This is a genomic window from Vibrio sp. 1288 (genome assembly GCF_033344475.1).
In genome coordinates, this window is sequence record NZ_JAWPOX010000003.1 from 173,267 (window position 1) to 189,446 (window position 16,180).

A 16,180-nucleotide genomic window follows, 5' to 3' on the forward strand; every position below is an offset into this window, starting at 1 on the left:
TTACGCTCCTTGTAACTCTGGTTGTTTGTGGACGTCATGGATGTTTGGGAAAGAAGCCCATAGCTTTTGCGTGTAGGGGTGTTGAGGATGATTGCGTATATCGTATGCTCGATTGACTTCGACGATTTCTCCGTGACGCATGATTGCAATTCGATCACATAGTTGGCTCATGAGTGCCAGGTCATGAGTGATAAAGAGGACTGAAAAACCGAACTCATCTCTAAGCTGATAAATTTGCTGTAAAATTTCTCTCTGTACCACTACATCTAATGCTGTTGTGGGTTCATCCATAATGATCAGTTTTGGATTTAGAGACAAAGCAATGGCTATCACCAACCGCTGACGCATTCCTCCTGAAAATTGATGAGGATATTCTGCTAAGCGTTCTCGAGGAATATTGACCAAGTCCAACAACTTTTCTGCTCTATCTTTTGCTTGAGCGTTAGTGAGGCCTTGATGGTGTCGTAACACATCTGCAAATTGCTCTTGTATCGTTAAGACAGGGTTGAGTGAGTTCATCGCGCTCTGGAACACCATGGCGATTTCACTCCACCTTAGAGCGGTCAGTTCAGAGTCTGAGATACTAAGGATATCTTTGCCATCAAACCATATTTTACCGCCAGAAATGAACGCTGGCGGCTTATGAAGACGATTTATTGAGAATGCGATTGTGCTTTTACCACATCCAGATTCACCGGCGAGACCAAATACTTCGCCTTTGCCGATATCAAAGCTGACGGACTTTACCGCATTAAAATCACCATTATCAGTGATGTAATCGACGCACAAATCTCGGATCTGGATGACCGGGTCATTGTGGTATGCATGACTTAAGTTAATACCATCCATATAAACACCTAACCAATCTAAAAGATAATTATTATCATTATCAGGTGTGACGGTTTTTAGAAAGTATCAAACCATGAATCAGTGAAGTGACTCGAAAGTTAGGTGAAACAGGAAGTGGTGTAATGCGTCGTTGATAAAACTAAAGAAGAGCAGAATTGAGAGCTAGATCAGCACACTTTTCGTAGGGGGAATTACTCAAATTTAATCGTAAATTTGTCCCTTGGCAAAACTTAAATGATTAATCTATTAAGGAGTTAACGAAAGGGCGGGAGGGGTCACATTTCCCTACAGTTTTTCTTACCACCTTGTTCCGGTTTTGCTATAGATTACGCATCGAAAACATGGTGTGTTCGGAGGAAATATGTCCATTAATTCTATCGACCATGACGAGATGACCAACATCGCTCACAAATGGGAATTACCTGATGAGGAAACCGTTGTGAAGCCAGAGAAAACAGTGAAATCAGCAGAAGCCAGAAGACGCATTGAAGCGTTACGTGAGATCCGTGAAAGTGGGTTGACCATTGAAGAAGCAAGGGAGCTTGGCTTGATACACTGATCGCCTCAGGTTGGTTTAGCAACCCATAGGGTAGTCGACGGACTGCCCTTTTTATTTTTTCACTCTATTACTCTCTTATTCAAACTCTCCATTTATCTGTCTTGCGCCTCAAAAGCACGAGTTTCACACTCACGTCCCGTCCCGAAGAAGTTTGACAATCTGACCTTGTGTTACTAGATATATCAGTAGCGATATGCTTTTTGTTGATTATCGCAACCACAAAGCAAGGAGCGCAAGTATGGTTGATCAAATCCTTTTTTATGAGCCCGATGAGCCCCACGGTTTTCTCTCAAATTTTTGCCATGCCCCAGTCAATATCTCCTCCCAAACTTGGCCCACCAGCGAACATTATTACCAAGCCCAAAAGTTTCTCGATGCTCAGTTGCAAAGTAAAATTCAGCACGCAAGCACCCCTGACGAAGCGTTTGCTTTAAGCCGCAAATACGAACACTTTGTCAGAAGCGATTGGGACGATATAAAGTTGGCTGTTATGGCTTTCATCGTTAGGGAAAAGTTTCTACAAAATCCACCATTAGCGCAGCAATTAATGAGAACGGGTAACGCTTGCCTAACAGAGCATTCTCATAAAGATGCCTTTTGGGGAGACGGGGGAGATGGTAAAGGAGAAAATCATCTAGGAGAGATTCTGATGAATGTGCGGGCAGAGCTGAGACATGTTGAGCCTTACAATCTCGTGAAGTTTATCGATAAAGCCAAATTGCCCACCCAGTGGGGCACATTTATGATGTACGGCTTTATTGAAGCCGCGACAAATAAAGAGCATCTTGCTCTGGTCTATGGCGAGCCAACAAAAAGTGCAGCTCCACTTATTCGGTTGCATTCGGAGTGTCTTACCGGAGATGCTCTATTTAGCACGCGTTGTGACTGTGGTTTTCAGCTTAATAGAGCGCTACAAAACATCGTCAAAGAGGGATGTGGCGTGCTGCTTTATTTACGTCAAGAAGGGCGTGGAATCGGCTTGATTAATAAAATTCGTGCCTATCACTTACAAGATGATGGCGCAGATACCGTGGAAGCAAATGAACGTTTAGGTTTTGCCGCTGATATGCGTGATTACGCGTTCTGTAAAGGAATGCTAGAGCATTTGGGGATTGACGCTGTGCGTCTAATGACGAATAACCCACGCAAGCTCGCCGCCTTAAAAGCGGTTGATATTAACGTCATTGAACGAGTGCCATTACAAGAAGGGAATAACCCAAGTAATCAACATTACCTGCAAACCAAGGCGAGTAAATTGGGGCATATGTTTGATCCTAAGTTTGTTAACCACACTAAGTAAGTTCTACAGATTTCTCAGAAACAAAAACGCCAACGTATCATCGTTGGCGTTTTTGTTAATGAGTTGATTCATTGATACTTTTGAATGATTTCATCAATTTCCCCTGAGGTTTTTAATTCAACGAGTCGTGTATTGATGTAATTTTGAGTTTCTGGTTGCATTTGAGGTGAAAAAGCTAGGTAGATTGAGTAGTCAGGAATAACCGAGCTGAAAGGCTGTATCTGAAAATTCTCTAACGGCAAATTGAGTCGCTTTAAGTTGTAAAGGACTCGGGATTCCATCTCGACAAAAGCTGTATCTCCAGGGGTTCGGCTTATCACTCGGTATGCGGCGTTGTAGTCTTTCACACGCATTTCATTGACACTGCCATTTTCAAAGAACGGTGTTAAATTTGGATAATCAAACCCCAGCAGTAATACAATAGAACGACCATGCATCGTATCCATATTTTTGAATTCTAAAGGCTTCTCGCTACTCGACACCAGTACATGTTTTACAGTGTAAATGGGCTCCTCAGATAAATTTTCCGATTGCACCTTGCCCCAGTTCGGGCTGCCATAAGTTAACCAGTTTGGCTCAGCGCCTTCTTCCAATATGGAAATCATACGTTTAAATGGATAAGTATGATAATTCACTTGGTAATCCGACTCCGCGAAGATAGCGCTGACGATATCGGTCACAATTCCGGAGTGCATTTGTCCCTGTTGTTCAATTTGAAATGGTCGAGCTTGTTCAGCAATGACGTAATAGTTCACTTGATTTGCGGTCACATGAGAACTTACAACAATTAAGCTAAAAGCCAATCTAAGTAGAAGTCTTTTCATCGTATCCTCGATTATTATTTGTGCGTAGCTATATTTAGAGTAGCGCAAGTTTATCGGAGCGGTTTCATATGGATGAAAAAGAGCGATCTCAACGTCGTTTTAGTATCGGCAACCAACTTATGTTGGCGGTATTAACGTTGAGTTTAATCTTTACGGTCATCATTTCTACAGTGAGCTTATATCGAGTTTTTCACGAAGATTTAGCCCATTTAGATGTTGAATTAAAGCAGGTTGAGTCTAGCTATTTATCGAGTTTTTCTGCGAGTTTGTGGGTAGAGGATAGGGAGCTGTTGCTGACACAAGCTCAAGGTGCAATGCGTATGCCCTCGGTGGACTACTTACGTATTGCTAGTGAAGACGAAGTTATCATTGAATTAGGTTCGGCGCTTTCTGAGGATGTTGTCGAGAGAAGCTGGCCGATGCAGTATCGGGTCGGCGATAAAACGTATGATCTCGCGATATTAACGGTTCAATCGGATCTTAGCGCGATATATGAAGATCTTTGGCAGCAGTTCTTTTTTCTACTTACGACAGAAGCGATCAAAATTCTTGTCCTCATCATTGGTGTTCTTTGGGTGGCGTTTCGCTTGTTGGTCAATCCGTTACAATTGCTGTCTGGTGCGGTGAGCGATTTTCGTGGCGGTACAGTGCCGAGTAAAGTGACTCTCCCTAAACGATGGTGCTTTGATGAAGTGAGTGTTTTGGCAGAGAAATACAACCGAAGTGTTGAGAAAGTGAAAGAGCACCAGACTGAGTTAGAGGCTGAACGCGATAGGGCAGAAGTCGCTAATCGTAAGAAAAGTGAGTTTCTTGCCACTATGAGTCATGAGATCCGCACACCGATGAATGGCATTATTGGTGTGTCGTCGTTGCTCAATGACACCGACCTCGATCCCCAGCAAAAAGAGTTTGTAGAGATCATTGACAGTTCTTCTCACTCACTAATGACGATCATCGACGACATTTTGGACTTCTCTAAAGTTGAAGCTGGCAAAGTAGAGCTGGAATACACGAGCTATGATCTTCGCGAGCTACTTGACGATGTCATCAGTTTACATAGTGTCAAAGCCAAGCAGAAAAACTTACAGCTGCTCAGCGATATTGATCCTCACTTGCCAATGGAAGTGCAAGGTGATGCCACACGATTGAAACAAGTTCTGAACAATTTGTTGAGCAACGCGATTAAATTTACCGAGCGCGGCCATGTGAAGCTTCTTGTAGCGTTATCTCGACTTGATGGAGAGACCGCTCATATCCGGTTTCGAGTTGTGGATTCTGGTATTGGTATTGCGAAAGAGCACCAACAAGCAATCTTCGAACGCTTCCAACAAGCTGATGGTAGTACCACCAGAAAGTATGGTGGGACAGGGCTTGGTTTGGCGATAGCTGCACAGTTGGTTAACTTGATGGGAGGGGAAATACAACTAACAAGTGAGCTTAGGCTGGGAAGCTGTTTTGAATTTTCGATTCCTGTTGCTGTAATAAATGCGCAATCGACCTATACCGACCAACTTAATGTATTAGATTTCCCGAAAGCGGAAGACAACGAAATCAGCCCTCAAGATAACGATAAACCTTGGGTATTGGTTGTTGAAGATACCATCGTCAATCAGAAGGTAGTTCGCATCATGTTAGAAAAACTGGGTGTGCGAGTGAGTGTCGCCAACCATGGCGAAGAAGCATTGCAGCTGTGTGATCAGCAGCCTTTCGATTTGATTTTTATGGACTGCCAAATGCCTGTGATGGATGGGTTTATTGCTACGGAGCGAATTCGAAAAATGGGAGAGTGGGGGAAACACGTTCCAATTATTGCGCTAAGTGCCAATGTCATTAAAGAGGATCAGCAACATTGCTTCGATGTTGGGATGAACGAGTTCGTGGCTAAACCCGTTACCAAGACTCGATTACAACAAATATTCGAACAGCATTTACCAAAAGCACTGAAAATCAGCGCTGTGCCTAAATAGTTAACTTGAAATCGATCAAGTTAAGTGCGTTTCTATTCTGTAATTGTAACTCTGTGTGATATAGTGCCCGGCTAGTATTTAAAGTACCTTGAGGCTGTGAATGTCGTTTAATCTATCCCTATTGCCGCCTGACGAAAAAAACAAAATCGAACTGGATAAGCAGGCGTCGTTTTTGGTTTGGAAGCTCAGAGAGGCCAAATCTGGTCCTGAAGCAATAGAAGAACAGTTGTCCAAGATTAACGATGCTGATGAAAAGGCGTTTTTCCAGCAATCGGTCGAAAAGTACAAACGAGTAATGGGTGTCGCTTAACGCGAACCGTGGCAATGGTTCAATCCAATGCGACGAATGAGGTAACCTCCCTATTCCTTTGCTAAGCGAAATTGAAAAGGTTTCGCTTTTTGCTAAAATCCTTCGCATTAAATTTGAATTTAGAGAGACATCCCGATGGGAAGAAGTTTTGAAGTGCGCAAAGCCTCTATGGCGAAAACTGCAGGCGCGAAAATTAAAGTTTATTCCAAATACGGTAAAGAAATTTACATGTGCGCGAAAAACGGTGGTGGTGATCCAGACATGAACTTGTCTTTGAAACACCTGATCGCAAAAGCGAAAAAAGACCAAGTTCCTGCGCACGTTATCGATAAAGCGATCGACAAAGCGAACGGTGGCGGTGGTGAAGACTACACTCCAGCACGTTACGAAGGCTTCGGCCCTGGCGGTACTAGCGTTATCGTTGACTGTCTAACAGACAACGGCAACCGTACTTTCCAAGATGTACGCCAATGCTTTGTGAAAGTCGGTGCGAAAATTGGTGTTGAGGGCTCGGTTTCTCACATGTTCGATCACCAAGCGGTATTCCAGTTCAAAGGCGACGATGATGAAATTATTCTAGAAACGCTAATGATGGAAGACGTAGACGTTACTGACGTTGAGCTAGAAGACGGTGTTATCACTGTATTCGCACCTCACACAGAATTCTTCAAAACAAAAACTGCGCTTAACGGTGCATTCCCAGATCTAACGATCGATGTTGAAGAAATCACATTCGTTCCGCAAACTCATACGCCTGTATCGGGTGAAGATGCTGAGAAGTTCCAGAAATTCCTAGATCTTCTAGATGACTGTGATGATGTTCAGCAGGTTTACCACAACGCAGAGCTGTAATTAATTCGCTCATATCGTTGTAAAAAGGCTTCCTCAGGGAAGCCTTTTTTTGATCGCTTTTTCTCAAGCAGAGCTATGCGTTACGATATTTGGAATAACACAGCGACATGATTACACCAAAACAGATACCTTGAGTTAGCATCGCCGTGCCGCCATAGCTAAAGAAGGGAAGTGGGCTACCCATTACTGGCAACAAGCCACTCACCATGCCCGTATTGATAAAAGCATACAGAAAAAAGCTCATCGCTAATGCGCCACTTACCAGCCGACTAAAAAAGTGGTCAGACTGACATGCAAGCAACATAACGCGTGCAGTAATAAACAAGTACAATGCGAGTAAGACTAAACTGCCAACAAAGCCCCATTCTTCCGCATAGGTCGAAAAAATAAAGTCCGTATGACTTTCTGGAATAAAGCCAAGTGTTCCTTGCGTAGCATTCATCCAACCTTTGCCTTTCATACCGCCTGAGCCAATCGCAATCAAAGATTGGATGATTTGGTAGCCCGAACCCAGTGGATCGGACTCAGGGTGCAAGAACTGTGTTACACGGATCTTTTGATAGGTTTCCATAACGAAGAACCATAAAATAGGTGCTAACGTTAAAATGCTCGCAATAAACCCGCAGATTATTTTCCAGCTCATGCCAGCCAAAAACAAAACGAACAATGCATAAATGATGGTAAAAACTGCACCGTCTAAATCCGGTTGTAGCGCGATTAACCCGGCAGGAATCATTGCAATAAGTAAGCAAAACGCAATTTTCCGACTGTCTGGTCGACCTCCTTCAATATGCAGCATCCAGGCGATCATGATTGGAATGGAAAGTTTGATTAGCTCAGACGGTTGAAAGCGGAAGAAGCCGATATCGAGCCAACGTTGAGAGCCATTGGTGCTATCACCAAATAAAGCGACAGCAAGTAGCAGAGCAACCGCAATAATGTAGAGATATGGAGCTGAGCGCTGATAGCTGGACGCTGGAATCGAGGACATGACCAAGATACAAACTAATGTCAGTCCGCAGCGCGCCAAATGTTTGAAGAGCATCGCCTCATTAAAGCTACTGGCACTCCAGAGAGTGAGCGAACTTAACAGCATGATCGGAATGATCGCCATGAGCAGTGGCAAATCAACTCTTGGGAAATAACGCTTATTCATTTTCAACGACCTAATAACGCACCTATTTTGAGTGCGAAAACAACTAAAACTCGAAGAGTTCAAACTATTCCGATGCTAAGAATCTCGATTTGGAAACAACAGACACCATGCAAAGGTGTGTAAGAAAGGAGAGTGCGCACTGTCTGTTATGGGTAGTTGTGGGATGGATAAATACACTAGCCTCAGATTTTAAGCCAGTGTTTTTATTGTGACTGCCGTAAAAATGTAGCGTTACGAATGAACGGAATTGTATTTTCTGTTTAAGTGAATGTCATTCATCCTCTCTCAATACCATTCACTCTGCATAACTGCCATTGGTCGCATGCAAAAGCAGCGTGCGATCTTCTCCCTTAATCTGAAACCATCAAATCACGTTCAACTAAGGACAGTACATGATGGTTTCTCAATCTCGCTCAATCAAAGCTCTTAAACTGGCAAGTACCTTTATCGCCGCATTTGCACTTAGCAGCAATCTGGCTCTGGCTAATCCAAGCGAGCGCACACTCAGTCAATTCAACCAAGCAGCGCAGGGTGACTCTGGCTTAGTTGATACCGTTTACGGCGAATTATCTAAACAACTCGAAGAGCAAGGCGCAACGCCGGTGACCTTGGTTTACTTAGGTAGTGCGGAGACGTTGCAAGGTCGTGAGGCGTTTATGCCTTGGAACAAGATGAAGTTCACCGAGCGCGGTCTTGCTACTATCCAAAAAGGTTTGGATCTAATGGCGAATCAGCCAGTACCACTGCAAGAACAACAGCGCTTACAAGGCTTGCCGGAATATCAATTAGCCACCGCCATGGCAGCCACTACCTTTACTTCTCTGCCAGATATGTTCAATCACTTTGAGCGTGGCTACGAGCTGTACCTTTCTCTGCTCGATGAACCGAGTTTTAGCCAACAACCTTTCGCGGCTACTTCGTGGATTTATCGCTACGCCATTGAAGCGGCACTGCGCGCTGAAGATGTTCAACAAGCCAAAATATGGTTAGCGCAAATGGAGCAATTGGGCGACAGCAATCTAGAAACGCAAACCGCGAAAGCGTTGCTAGCGAAATATTAGGGAGGCGTCATGATCGATTTTAATCAACTTAGTCGCGATTACGCCCTTGGCAGCCAAACGGTACGTGCATTGCGAGACGTGTCTGGTGAAGTGTTTTCCGGCGAAATGGTGGCATTGTGCGGGCCGTCTGGCTCAGGCAAAAGCACCTTACTTAACGTGCTTGGCATGCTGGATACTCAATACCAAGGTCAGGTGACATTTGCAGGCAGCCCATACCCAACCGGACAAATGCAGGCTGCGAAAATGCGCCGTGAAAAGCTTGGTTTTGTGTTCCAAAAATTCAATCTTGTCCCTGTGATGACGGCGTTAGAGAACGTGGCGTATCCGCTGCATCTCAACGGTTTTTCAAAAGCGGAACAAACCGAGCTCGCCACACAAATGCTAGAACACGTTGGCTTGGGTGAGTTTATTCATCACATGCCCGATAACTTGTCGGGCGGTCAGCAGCAGCGTGTGGCAATTGCTCGTGCGTTAGTGCACAAACCAGCGTTGGTGATTGCTGATGAGCCAACCGCAAGTCTTGATAGCCAAACTGCCAACAAGGTCATCGACATTATGAAAGGGCTCGGACACGAGCTAGGCACCACTTTTGTCGTCGCTACACACGACCCTCGTATGGCATCCCGCTGCGATCGCACCATTGAATTGGTGGACGGCAAAATTACCCAAACGCACGCAAGTGTGGAGGAGGTTTCATGGGCAAGCTAATTCCAGTTTCAGTTCGCCTTGCTTGGTTGAACCTGCAACGCAATCGCCGTCGCAGTTTATTGTCGATGTTGATCATTGCCATTGCCGTGTTTGCCTTAACCAGTGCGGGCGGTTTTGGTCTATACACCTACGACAGTTTGAAAGAATCGACAGCGCGTGACACGGGGCATCTGACGTTAACCACACCGGGTTACTTCGCCAAAGAAGAAGAGATGCCACTGAGTAACGGTTTAACTCATGCAGACGACATTACCAAGCAATTGATTGGGTTGAATGAAGTGCGAGGTGTGCAACCACGAGTTGAGTTCAGTGGTTTGATTTCCAACGGTAACAAATCATCGATCTTTATCGGCATTGGCGTGAACGAACGTGAATTCGATATGAAAGGACCGTTTTTGGATGTGCGCGAAGGGCAAACGCTGTCCGACATTCATGCATCGCGTTATGACCCTACAGAGCCAGAAGTGATGCTTGGCGTTGATTTGGCGAACAACCTAAGTGTGCACGTTGGCGATTGGATTACCTTGCTGGCGACCACTACCGACGGCGCATTGAACGCGTATGACTTCAAAGTTCGTGGTATCTATTCAACTGGCGTGCCTGAGCTTGATAAACGCCAACTGTACGTGCATATCAACAGCGCGCAATCGCTGCTCGGTTCAGACAAAGTCAGTGCGTTATCTGTCTTCCTGTTCGACACCAGTTTAACTAACCAAGTCGAGCAACAAGTGGCTTCGGTTCTGAGTAAGCAAAAACAGAACTTTGGTGATCAAGATATTGAGATTACGCCTTGGCAAGAGCGCGCGTTCTTCTATCTCAAAGTGAAAGATTTGTACGATCGTATCTTCGGCATCATGGGTGCAGTAATGGCGCTGGTGGTCTTTGTTGCGCTGTTCAACACCATGACTATGTCGGTGACTGAGCGCACCCGTGAAATCGGCACCTTATCGGCTCTTGGTAGCTACCCTCGCGAAATTATTGCTGGGTTCTTGCGCGAAGCAGGGTTACTTGCGGTGATTGGTAGCTTAATCGGCGCTTTGTTTACGGCGCTAGTCACCGTCTTACTGATGGTCGTGGATGTGCAAATGCCGCCACCGCCAGGACGCACAGAAGGTTACCCATTAACGATTTACTTCTCTTGGGAGCTGGTAGCTATAGCAGGATTTGCAGTATTGATGATTTGTTTGGTTGCGGCGTTTTTCTCGGCACGCAAAGGGGTGAACAAGCCAATTACGGAGGCACTGATTTATGTTTAATTTCAAATCACTATTACCAATTGCATTGCTGATGGTAACTGGCGTTGCAAGCATCAATACCAGTGCGAATGAAACAGCGTTAGATGCACAGCAAGTCGCGCAATTGATTGAAAAAGCCGACAGCTACCGCTTGCAAGATGATTCCTCCAAAGTGGTGTCATTGGTGCGCTTATATCAAGACCAAGAACTAGATAAAACCCGCCTTTACCACGTGTACACGCGCCCAAATCATGAATCGCTGGTGGTGTTCAAATCGGCAGTCGAAGCCGGGCAAAAGATGTTGATGATGGGCGACAACTATTGGCTACAAATGCCAAAGAGCCGCCGTCCGATTCGCATTACGCCAATGCAGAAGCTGCTTGGTGAAGCGTCTATCGGCGACATCTCAACTTTGACGTGGAGCCAAGATTATCAAGGTGAATGGAAAGCGACAGAAACTGTCTCGGTAAACGGGGAAAGTGTCGCGGCTTATCACCTTGCGTTAACCGCGAAAACCAAAGGGGCGAGCTATCAGAAGATCGACTTGTGGTTGTCTGAGCAAGATGCGTTTCCAATCAAAGCTGATCTTTACTTGCGCTCTGGCAAACTCGCCAAGCAAGCGCAATATGGGCGTGCAACTGACAAAGGTGAAGACTACGTCAGTGAGATGACCTTGCTTGATAGCATTCAGCCGAGCAAAAAGACCGTTATCGAGTATCAAGAGATCGTGCCTTGGCAGCTGGACAACAAGTTCTACAACCCAAGCTATTTGCCGAAAGCCAATACGACTCAGCTTTAGCCTGAACTCCTTAAATAGAACCATGAAAACGAGCAAGGAAGTCACATGAAATCGCACCAGCCTAACCTTAACAAAAGCACCAGTTTGTTGATTGCTGCGTCGTTGTGTGTGGGCGCAGCAGCCCCAGTTTTTGCCAATGATGAGCTGAGTTTTGAGTGGGATTGGGCTGTCAGTTACGAAACTGCCAAGCAGCGTGATAGCGCATTTATGCAGGCGCAGGGCAGTTCTCGTGATTCACTTAATGCACTGTTGGATGTGCAAGTGAACTATCAAAACTTCAGTGGCTTGTTCGCTCTGTACAGCCAAGGTTTGTACCTCAACCAACAAGGAGAGAGTGACTGGTGGAGTGAAGCTGATAACCAACTACTGATTCGAGAACTTGCTTGGCTAGGGGAGTGGCAAGTCGGTGACACCACACTTGATGTGAGCTTAGGTAAGTTGCGCATTGATTGGGGCGTGGGTTATGGCTACCGACCTTTGGATCTGTTTAAGCCTTATCGACAAAATCCTGTTGGCTTAGTAGCAGAAGAAGGTGCGGGTGTGTTTTCACTTTCACACTACGATATGGCAGGCGAGTGGACGGTGATTGCAACGGATTCAAGCTGGGGGCAACAAGACCAAAGTGCACTTGATCAAGACGCAGAGCAACAAGGTGTTGGTATTCGTCGTTATGCGCTGGTGGGTGACACCGAGTATCAACTTATTGGTTATTACGATGATGTGCGCCGAGGTTTACTCGGAGCCAGTGCCATTGCCGTGTGGGATGAATCCATCGCCATGCACGGTTCCATGCTGTGGCAAAAGCAAAGTGTCGGCTATCAGTTTCAGCAAGATGACCTTTACCAACCCGTTTCAGTTGAGGAGCAGGGCAGCGCATTCCAAGCCTTAGTTGGATTGAACTGGGCAAACCAAGCCGGACACAACGTGATTGCTGAATATTGGTACGACAGCCGAGCATGGTCGAAAAACGAATGGCAACAAGCAATAGAGCGTGGAGAGTTTCTCTCTCAGATCCCTGAACCTAACAACTCTCTGTTGGCTAGCAGCGCTCTACTTGCGACAAGCTACGCCCAAGGGTTTCAGCATGCCAATATCGTTCAGCATAACGTAATGCTGCACTGGAGTTGGGATGTAGAAGCATGGGCTGCATGGAACGGCGAAGCGGATATGGGCTGGCTAAGTGATGTAACCCCTACGTTGGATGTGATGCTGTCGCCACAAGATGGTGGTGTGATTGTCACGCAGTGGCTTAACTACCAATGGATTGATACCGGCGATCAAAGTGTAGAAGTGGAAGTTGCCGCACGCTTTTTAACCGGAGACGACCAATCTGCTTACGCACAAATCAATGATAAGCATATGATTGTATTTAACATCAAAGGGAAGTTCTAAATGGGTTCAGCAAAATCAGTGGTGAAAAGTGGATGGCCGCGTAGCTTATTAGTGACCACGGCATTTTGTCTCTTTATCGCAGCAATGACGCTCTCGGTTTGGGGCGGTCCATTCTACATTCATGTGGCGGTTAGCTTTGGATTTGGCTATTCGGCTATCTTCTTCTCATGGCTTGTCGACCGCCTGTTTCCTACCATTCCTCGTTTGGCGGAAGTGGCTATCTCGCTGACGGCATGCCTACTGTTTGGTGTGGTGAACGCCCAGCTTTGGCTTGGGGAATACTTCGGTATCTCAAGTATGCTGTCGGTTGGTCTAATGGGATTGTTATTCAGTGCCATGTGCTTTTTCTATTTCTATTCACGCGAGCAACATGCGATCGCTCAGCGAGAGTTGGAAGCCATCAAACGCGAGAAAGCAGAGCAAGATCGTGCGCTGTTGCTGAGTCAGCTTAAGCAGATGCAAACCCAGATTGAACCGCATTTTCTATTCAATACCTTGGCGAATATCAGCGCGCTCATGTCGCAAGATGTTGATAAAGCTAAGCTGATGCTAGAACAGTTAACCGCGCTGCTGCGTGCAACGCTCAAAAGCTCACGTGAAGAGCACACTACCATAGACAATGAAACGGCGTTAATTGAGGCTTACTTAGGCATCCAGCAAACCCGTTTGGGTGATCGACTCAGTTACAAGATTGAGGTGGAAGAGGGGCTAGGCAGAACCGAGTTACCGCCGATGATGCTTCAACCCTTAATCGAAAACGCCATCATCCATGGTATTGAACCGAAGCGAGAAGGTGGCGAAGTCAGTTTGCTCATCAAACGCGAACAGCAGAACTTGAGGATTGAAGTCAGAGACACTGGTGTTGGCTTGAATCACGTTAGTGGTCACATGGGCTCTGGCGTGGGTCTAAGTAATCTCAAGCAGCGAGTTGAAGCTTTGTTCGCAGGGCAAGGAGAGGTTTCTATCAGTGAGTCTGCTCAGGGTGGCGTTTGTGTTCGCCTGAGCTGGCCAATGGGATCGTAATCAAGGAAGAAAGGAATGAATACAGGGTTTACTGCCATTATTGCTGATGATGAACCGTTATTGAGGCGTCATCTTGATAAAAGCCTAGCTGAAGTGTGGCCAGAGCTAGAGGTAATAGCCAAAGTCGCCGATGGTGAACAAGCGTTGCAAGCCATTGAGCAAAGCCAACCTGACATTGCGTTTCTTGATATTCGTATGCCAGTGTTGGATGGCATGACATTAGCGCAAAAACTCAATCAACTCGCCAACCCACCTTTGATTGTGTTTGTCACCGCGTACGATGATTACGCCATCAAAGCCTTTGAACAAAATGCCGCTGATTATTTGCTCAAGCCTATCTCGGATGAGCGCCTCCTGACAACGTGTGAAAGAGTGAAAGCACGCCTTGCTAAGCGAGAACAAGAAAGCAGTAATGTGCAGATGAGCAGTCTGTTAGAACAGTTGCAGCAATTATCCGCGCCACAAACGCCGCAATATCTTCAGTGGATCAAAGCGACGCAAGGGGAAGACATTCATCTGATCGCCACGTCTGATGTGTTGTATTTCAAAGCGGAAGAAAAATACGTTTCTGTGTATGCCCAACAAGGACAAGGCAAAGTGCAGGAGTATTTGATTCGCACATCGTTGAAAGAGTTGATAGGGCAGCTTAACCCAGAACAGTTCTGGCAAGTACACCGTTCAAGCGTTGTGCAAGTGTGCAAAATTAGCAAAGTAAACAAAGACTTTGCTGGAAGAATGTTTGTTCACGTTGGAGAAACTAAGCTTCCGGTGAGTCGTGCATCTCAAAGTTTGTTCAAAGGGATGTAATCGCTAGAACTGCTCACTCTTTACACTGTAAACTCGCTGCTCTTAACCCACATTATCAAGGAAGATAAATGAGTTATCGCGTAACGCTGTTAAATGCGACGGGAGAACTGTCTCCAATCTCTGAGTATTTGCATCAGAAACTTGATGATCTGAGCTCACAACTTTCTAGTTACTTTGATTTGAGTAACATTGACCTCACCATTAGCCCGTTTGATCGCAATGACGTACCGCAGACGGGGATTGGTGGCTATTGCTTAAGTGCCTATCGTGTAGAGATTCTGCTTGATACTCAACGTACTGATATTAAAAACGTTATTGAGAAAGAACTAGCTGCGGTGTTAGCGCATGAGTTGCATCACCTGTTCCGTATGCGAGCGGGAGAAAGTGGCGTTGCACTTGGTGATGTACTAATTATGGAAGGGTTAGCTTGTCACTTCGAACGTAAGGTGAATGGCGGCGTCACTCCGAGTTTGTTTGAGCAAATCAAAGATCAAGATTGGCGCCCTTTCTACGCTGAGATGAAAGACAAGCTGACCAGCCTAGATTACAACTTCGATGCTTACTTTCTTGGCAGCGATGAAAGCCGCTGGCCGAAATACATGGGGTATTGGGTTGGGTACAACCTTGTTGTTGAATATCTGGCTGATTTTCAAGGCTCCGAGCTTGATTTAGTCGGAGCAAAAGCCGAGCTTTTCTATCAATAACTCTGGCACAAGCCAAACTAATCGGCTGAGTCATAAAAACAAAAAGCGCCTAAGTCATCAGACGTTAGGCGCTTTCTTCGTTTTATAGCGACGGTTTCTCCGAAGAGGCGAATGGGCTTATTCGCTGACTGTCACTTTCTCAATAATGATTGGATCGCATGGCACATCATCGTGACCAAGTTTAGAGGTCGTTTTCACTTTCGCGATGCGGTTTACGACATCCATACCCGCGGTCACTTTACCAAACACGGCGTAGCCCCAGCCTAGGTTGGTAGTAGCGGTGTGGTCTAGGAAATCATTGTCTTCCAAGTTAATGAAGAACTGTGCCGTTGCAGAGTGCGGTGCATCGGTACGCGCCATTGCGATAGTGCCAACAAGGTTCTTTAGACCACGGTTTGCTTCGTTCGCGATAGGGGCGCGTGTTGGCTTTTCTGCCATGTCTTCGGTGTGACCGCCACCTTGGATCATAAAGCCGTCGATAACGCGGTGGAAAATGGTGCCGTTGTAGAAGCCATCTTCACAGTATTTTTTGAAGTTCTTTGAGCTAACTGGTGCTCGTTCTAGGTTCAGTTCAATCTCGATGTCACCGAAATTGGTGGTCATAATAATCATCTGGTTTTGCCCTTGTGGGTGC

Annotated in this window: 17 protein-coding genes; 13 read left to right on the plus strand and 4 right to left on the minus strand. The window is 45.8% G+C overall.

From position 1 onward, the window contains the following. Entirely contained in the window at window positions 1–849 is an 849-nt protein-coding gene (locus tag R8O11_RS03670) for an ABC transporter ATP-binding protein (RefSeq protein WP_005374497.1), read from the minus strand. A 361-nt stretch (window positions 850–1,210) separates the two neighbouring features. Between R8O11_RS03670 and R8O11_RS03675 the strand changes: the two genes are divergently transcribed. Together R8O11_RS03675 and ribA are read left to right on the plus strand one after the other, a co-directional pair. After that, window positions 1,211–1,408 carry a PA3496 family putative envelope integrity protein gene (locus R8O11_RS03675; protein WP_005374493.1) on the plus strand — a complete coding sequence of 66 codons (198 nt, stop codon included), beginning with the start codon at window positions 1,211–1,213 and terminating at the stop codon, window positions 1,406–1,408. Between the two features lie 238 nt (window positions 1,409–1,646). Next, window positions 1,647–2,708, plus strand: coding sequence for a GTP cyclohydrolase II (gene ribA / locus R8O11_RS03680; protein WP_017635221.1), 1,062 nt, complete (start codon window positions 1,647–1,649; stop codon window positions 2,706–2,708). A 68-nt stretch (window positions 2,709–2,776) separates the two neighbouring features. Here the strand turns inward: ribA and R8O11_RS03685 are convergent, their stop codons facing one another. Then, on the minus strand, window positions 2,777–3,532 hold the full coding sequence (locus R8O11_RS03685; protein WP_005383196.1) for a substrate-binding periplasmic protein: 756 nt from the start codon (window positions 3,530–3,532) through the stop codon (window positions 2,777–2,779). A 68-nt stretch (window positions 3,533–3,600) separates the two neighbouring features. On the opposite strand from R8O11_RS03685, the gene R8O11_RS03690 reads away from it, so the two are divergent. The 3 genes from R8O11_RS03690 to R8O11_RS03700 all read left to right on the plus strand — a co-directional run bounded on the left by R8O11_RS03690 (window position 3,601) and on the right by R8O11_RS03700 (window position 6,661). Further along, entirely contained in the window at window positions 3,601–5,499 is a 1,899-nt protein-coding gene (locus R8O11_RS03690; protein WP_054575279.1) for an ATP-binding protein, read from the plus strand. Window positions 5,500–5,599: 100 nt separating this feature from the next. Further along, window positions 5,600–5,809: a DUF3283 family protein gene (locus R8O11_RS03695; protein WP_005374484.1), complete on the plus strand. Its 210-nt coding sequence runs from the start codon at window positions 5,600–5,602 to the stop codon at window positions 5,807–5,809. Between the two features lie 135 nt (window positions 5,810–5,944). Next, complete coding sequence (locus tag R8O11_RS03700; RefSeq protein WP_005374482.1) at window positions 5,945–6,661, plus strand: YebC/PmpR family DNA-binding transcriptional regulator; 717 nt, start codon at window positions 5,945–5,947, stop codon at window positions 6,659–6,661. Between the two features lie 73 nt (window positions 6,662–6,734). On the opposite strand, the gene rodA is transcribed toward R8O11_RS03700, so the two are convergent. Beyond that, entirely contained in the window at window positions 6,735–7,817 is a 1,083-nt protein-coding gene (rodA, locus tag R8O11_RS03705; protein WP_054576515.1) for a rod shape-determining protein RodA, read from the minus strand. Between the two features lie 392 nt (window positions 7,818–8,209). Between rodA and R8O11_RS03710 the strand changes: the two genes are divergently transcribed. The 8 genes from R8O11_RS03710 (at window position 8,210) to R8O11_RS03745 (ending at window position 15,546) form a co-directional block, all read left to right on the plus strand. Next, the gene (locus tag R8O11_RS03710; RefSeq protein WP_005383200.1) at window positions 8,210–8,878 is read left to right on the plus strand and encodes a hypothetical protein; all 669 of its coding nucleotides are present in this window, start codon (window positions 8,210–8,212) and stop codon (window positions 8,876–8,878) included. Between the two features lie 9 nt (window positions 8,879–8,887). Beyond that, window positions 8,888–9,586 carry an ABC transporter ATP-binding protein gene (locus R8O11_RS03715; protein WP_318193922.1) on the plus strand — a complete coding sequence of 233 codons (699 nt, stop codon included), beginning with the start codon at window positions 8,888–8,890 and terminating at the stop codon, window positions 9,584–9,586. Continuing rightward, the gene (locus R8O11_RS03720; RefSeq protein WP_033907234.1) at window positions 9,574–10,842 is read left to right on the plus strand and encodes an ABC transporter permease; all 1,269 of its coding nucleotides are present in this window, start codon (window positions 9,574–9,576) and stop codon (window positions 10,840–10,842) included. Before R8O11_RS03715 ends, R8O11_RS03720 begins: the two co-directional genes overlap by 13 nt. Next, a complete protein-coding gene (locus R8O11_RS03725; protein WP_318193923.1) occupies window positions 10,835–11,620 on the plus strand; it encodes an outer membrane lipoprotein-sorting protein in 786 nt (261 codons plus the stop codon). Before R8O11_RS03720 ends, R8O11_RS03725 begins: the two co-directional genes overlap by 8 nt. Before the next feature lie 45 nt (window positions 11,621–11,665). After that, a complete protein-coding gene (locus tag R8O11_RS03730; protein ID WP_064376347.1) occupies window positions 11,666–13,012 on the plus strand; it encodes a hypothetical protein in 1,347 nt (448 codons plus the stop codon). Next, window positions 13,013–14,035 (plus strand): sensor histidine kinase, encoded by a 1,023-nt coding sequence (locus tag R8O11_RS03735; RefSeq protein ID WP_318193924.1) that lies wholly within the window; start codon window positions 13,013–13,015, stop codon window positions 14,033–14,035. A gap of 15 nt (window positions 14,036–14,050) precedes the next feature. Further along, window positions 14,051–14,842 carry a LytR/AlgR family response regulator transcription factor gene (locus R8O11_RS03740; protein ID WP_053303980.1) on the plus strand — a complete coding sequence of 264 codons (792 nt, stop codon included), beginning with the start codon at window positions 14,051–14,053 and terminating at the stop codon, window positions 14,840–14,842. A gap of 68 nt (window positions 14,843–14,910) precedes the next feature. Next, window positions 14,911–15,546, plus strand: a complete 636-nt coding sequence (locus tag R8O11_RS03745) for a DUF2268 domain-containing putative Zn-dependent protease (protein ID WP_115386890.1) — start codon at window positions 14,911–14,913, stop codon at window positions 15,544–15,546. A gap of 117 nt (window positions 15,547–15,663) precedes the next feature. On the opposite strand, the gene R8O11_RS03750 is transcribed toward R8O11_RS03745, so the two are convergent. After that, window positions 15,664–16,158: a peptidylprolyl isomerase gene (locus R8O11_RS03750; RefSeq protein ID WP_005448882.1), complete on the minus strand. Its 495-nt coding sequence runs from the start codon at window positions 16,156–16,158 to the stop codon at window positions 15,664–15,666. Window positions 16,159–16,180 lie beyond the last annotated feature (22 nt).

Bases quoted from the DNA above. Each gene is read 5' to 3' on its own strand.
- R8O11_RS03685 (WP_005383196.1), bottom strand. From the start codon at position 3,532: ATGAAAAGACTTCTACTTAGATTGGCTTTTAGCTTAATTGTTGTAAGT.
- R8O11_RS03695 (WP_005374484.1), top strand. From the start codon at position 5,600: ATGTCGTTTAATCTATCCCTATTGCCGCCTGACGAAAAAAACAAAATC.
- R8O11_RS03745 (WP_115386890.1), top strand. From the start codon at position 14,911: ATGAGTTATCGCGTAACGCTGTTAAATGCGACGGGAGAACTGTCTCCA.
- R8O11_RS03750 (WP_005448882.1), bottom strand. From the start codon at position 16,158: ATGATTATTATGACCACCAATTTCGGTGACATCGAGATTGAACTGAAC.
- R8O11_RS03700 (WP_005374482.1), top strand. From the start codon at position 5,945: ATGGGAAGAAGTTTTGAAGTGCGCAAAGCCTCTATGGCGAAAACTGCA.
- R8O11_RS03690 (WP_054575279.1), top strand. From the start codon at position 3,601: ATGGATGAAAAAGAGCGATCTCAACGTCGTTTTAGTATCGGCAACCAA.
- R8O11_RS03670 (WP_005374497.1), bottom strand. From the start codon at position 849: ATGGATGGTATTAACTTAAGTCATGCATACCACAATGACCCGGTCATC.
- R8O11_RS03730 (WP_064376347.1), top strand. From the start codon at position 11,666: ATGAAATCGCACCAGCCTAACCTTAACAAAAGCACCAGTTTGTTGATT.
- R8O11_RS03715 (WP_318193922.1), top strand. From the start codon at position 8,888: ATGATCGATTTTAATCAACTTAGTCGCGATTACGCCCTTGGCAGCCAA.
- R8O11_RS03740 (WP_053303980.1), top strand. From the start codon at position 14,051: ATGAATACAGGGTTTACTGCCATTATTGCTGATGATGAACCGTTATTG.
- R8O11_RS03725 (WP_318193923.1), top strand. From the start codon at position 10,835: ATGTTTAATTTCAAATCACTATTACCAATTGCATTGCTGATGGTAACT.
- R8O11_RS03735 (WP_318193924.1), top strand. From the start codon at position 13,013: ATGGGTTCAGCAAAATCAGTGGTGAAAAGTGGATGGCCGCGTAGCTTA.
- ribA (WP_017635221.1), top strand. From the start codon at position 1,647: ATGGTTGATCAAATCCTTTTTTATGAGCCCGATGAGCCCCACGGTTTT.
- R8O11_RS03710 (WP_005383200.1), top strand. From the start codon at position 8,210: ATGATGGTTTCTCAATCTCGCTCAATCAAAGCTCTTAAACTGGCAAGT.
- R8O11_RS03720 (WP_033907234.1), top strand. From the start codon at position 9,574: ATGGGCAAGCTAATTCCAGTTTCAGTTCGCCTTGCTTGGTTGAACCTG.
- R8O11_RS03675 (WP_005374493.1), top strand. From the start codon at position 1,211: ATGTCCATTAATTCTATCGACCATGACGAGATGACCAACATCGCTCAC.
- rodA (WP_054576515.1), bottom strand. From the start codon at position 7,817: ATGAATAAGCGTTATTTCCCAAGAGTTGATTTGCCACTGCTCATGGCG.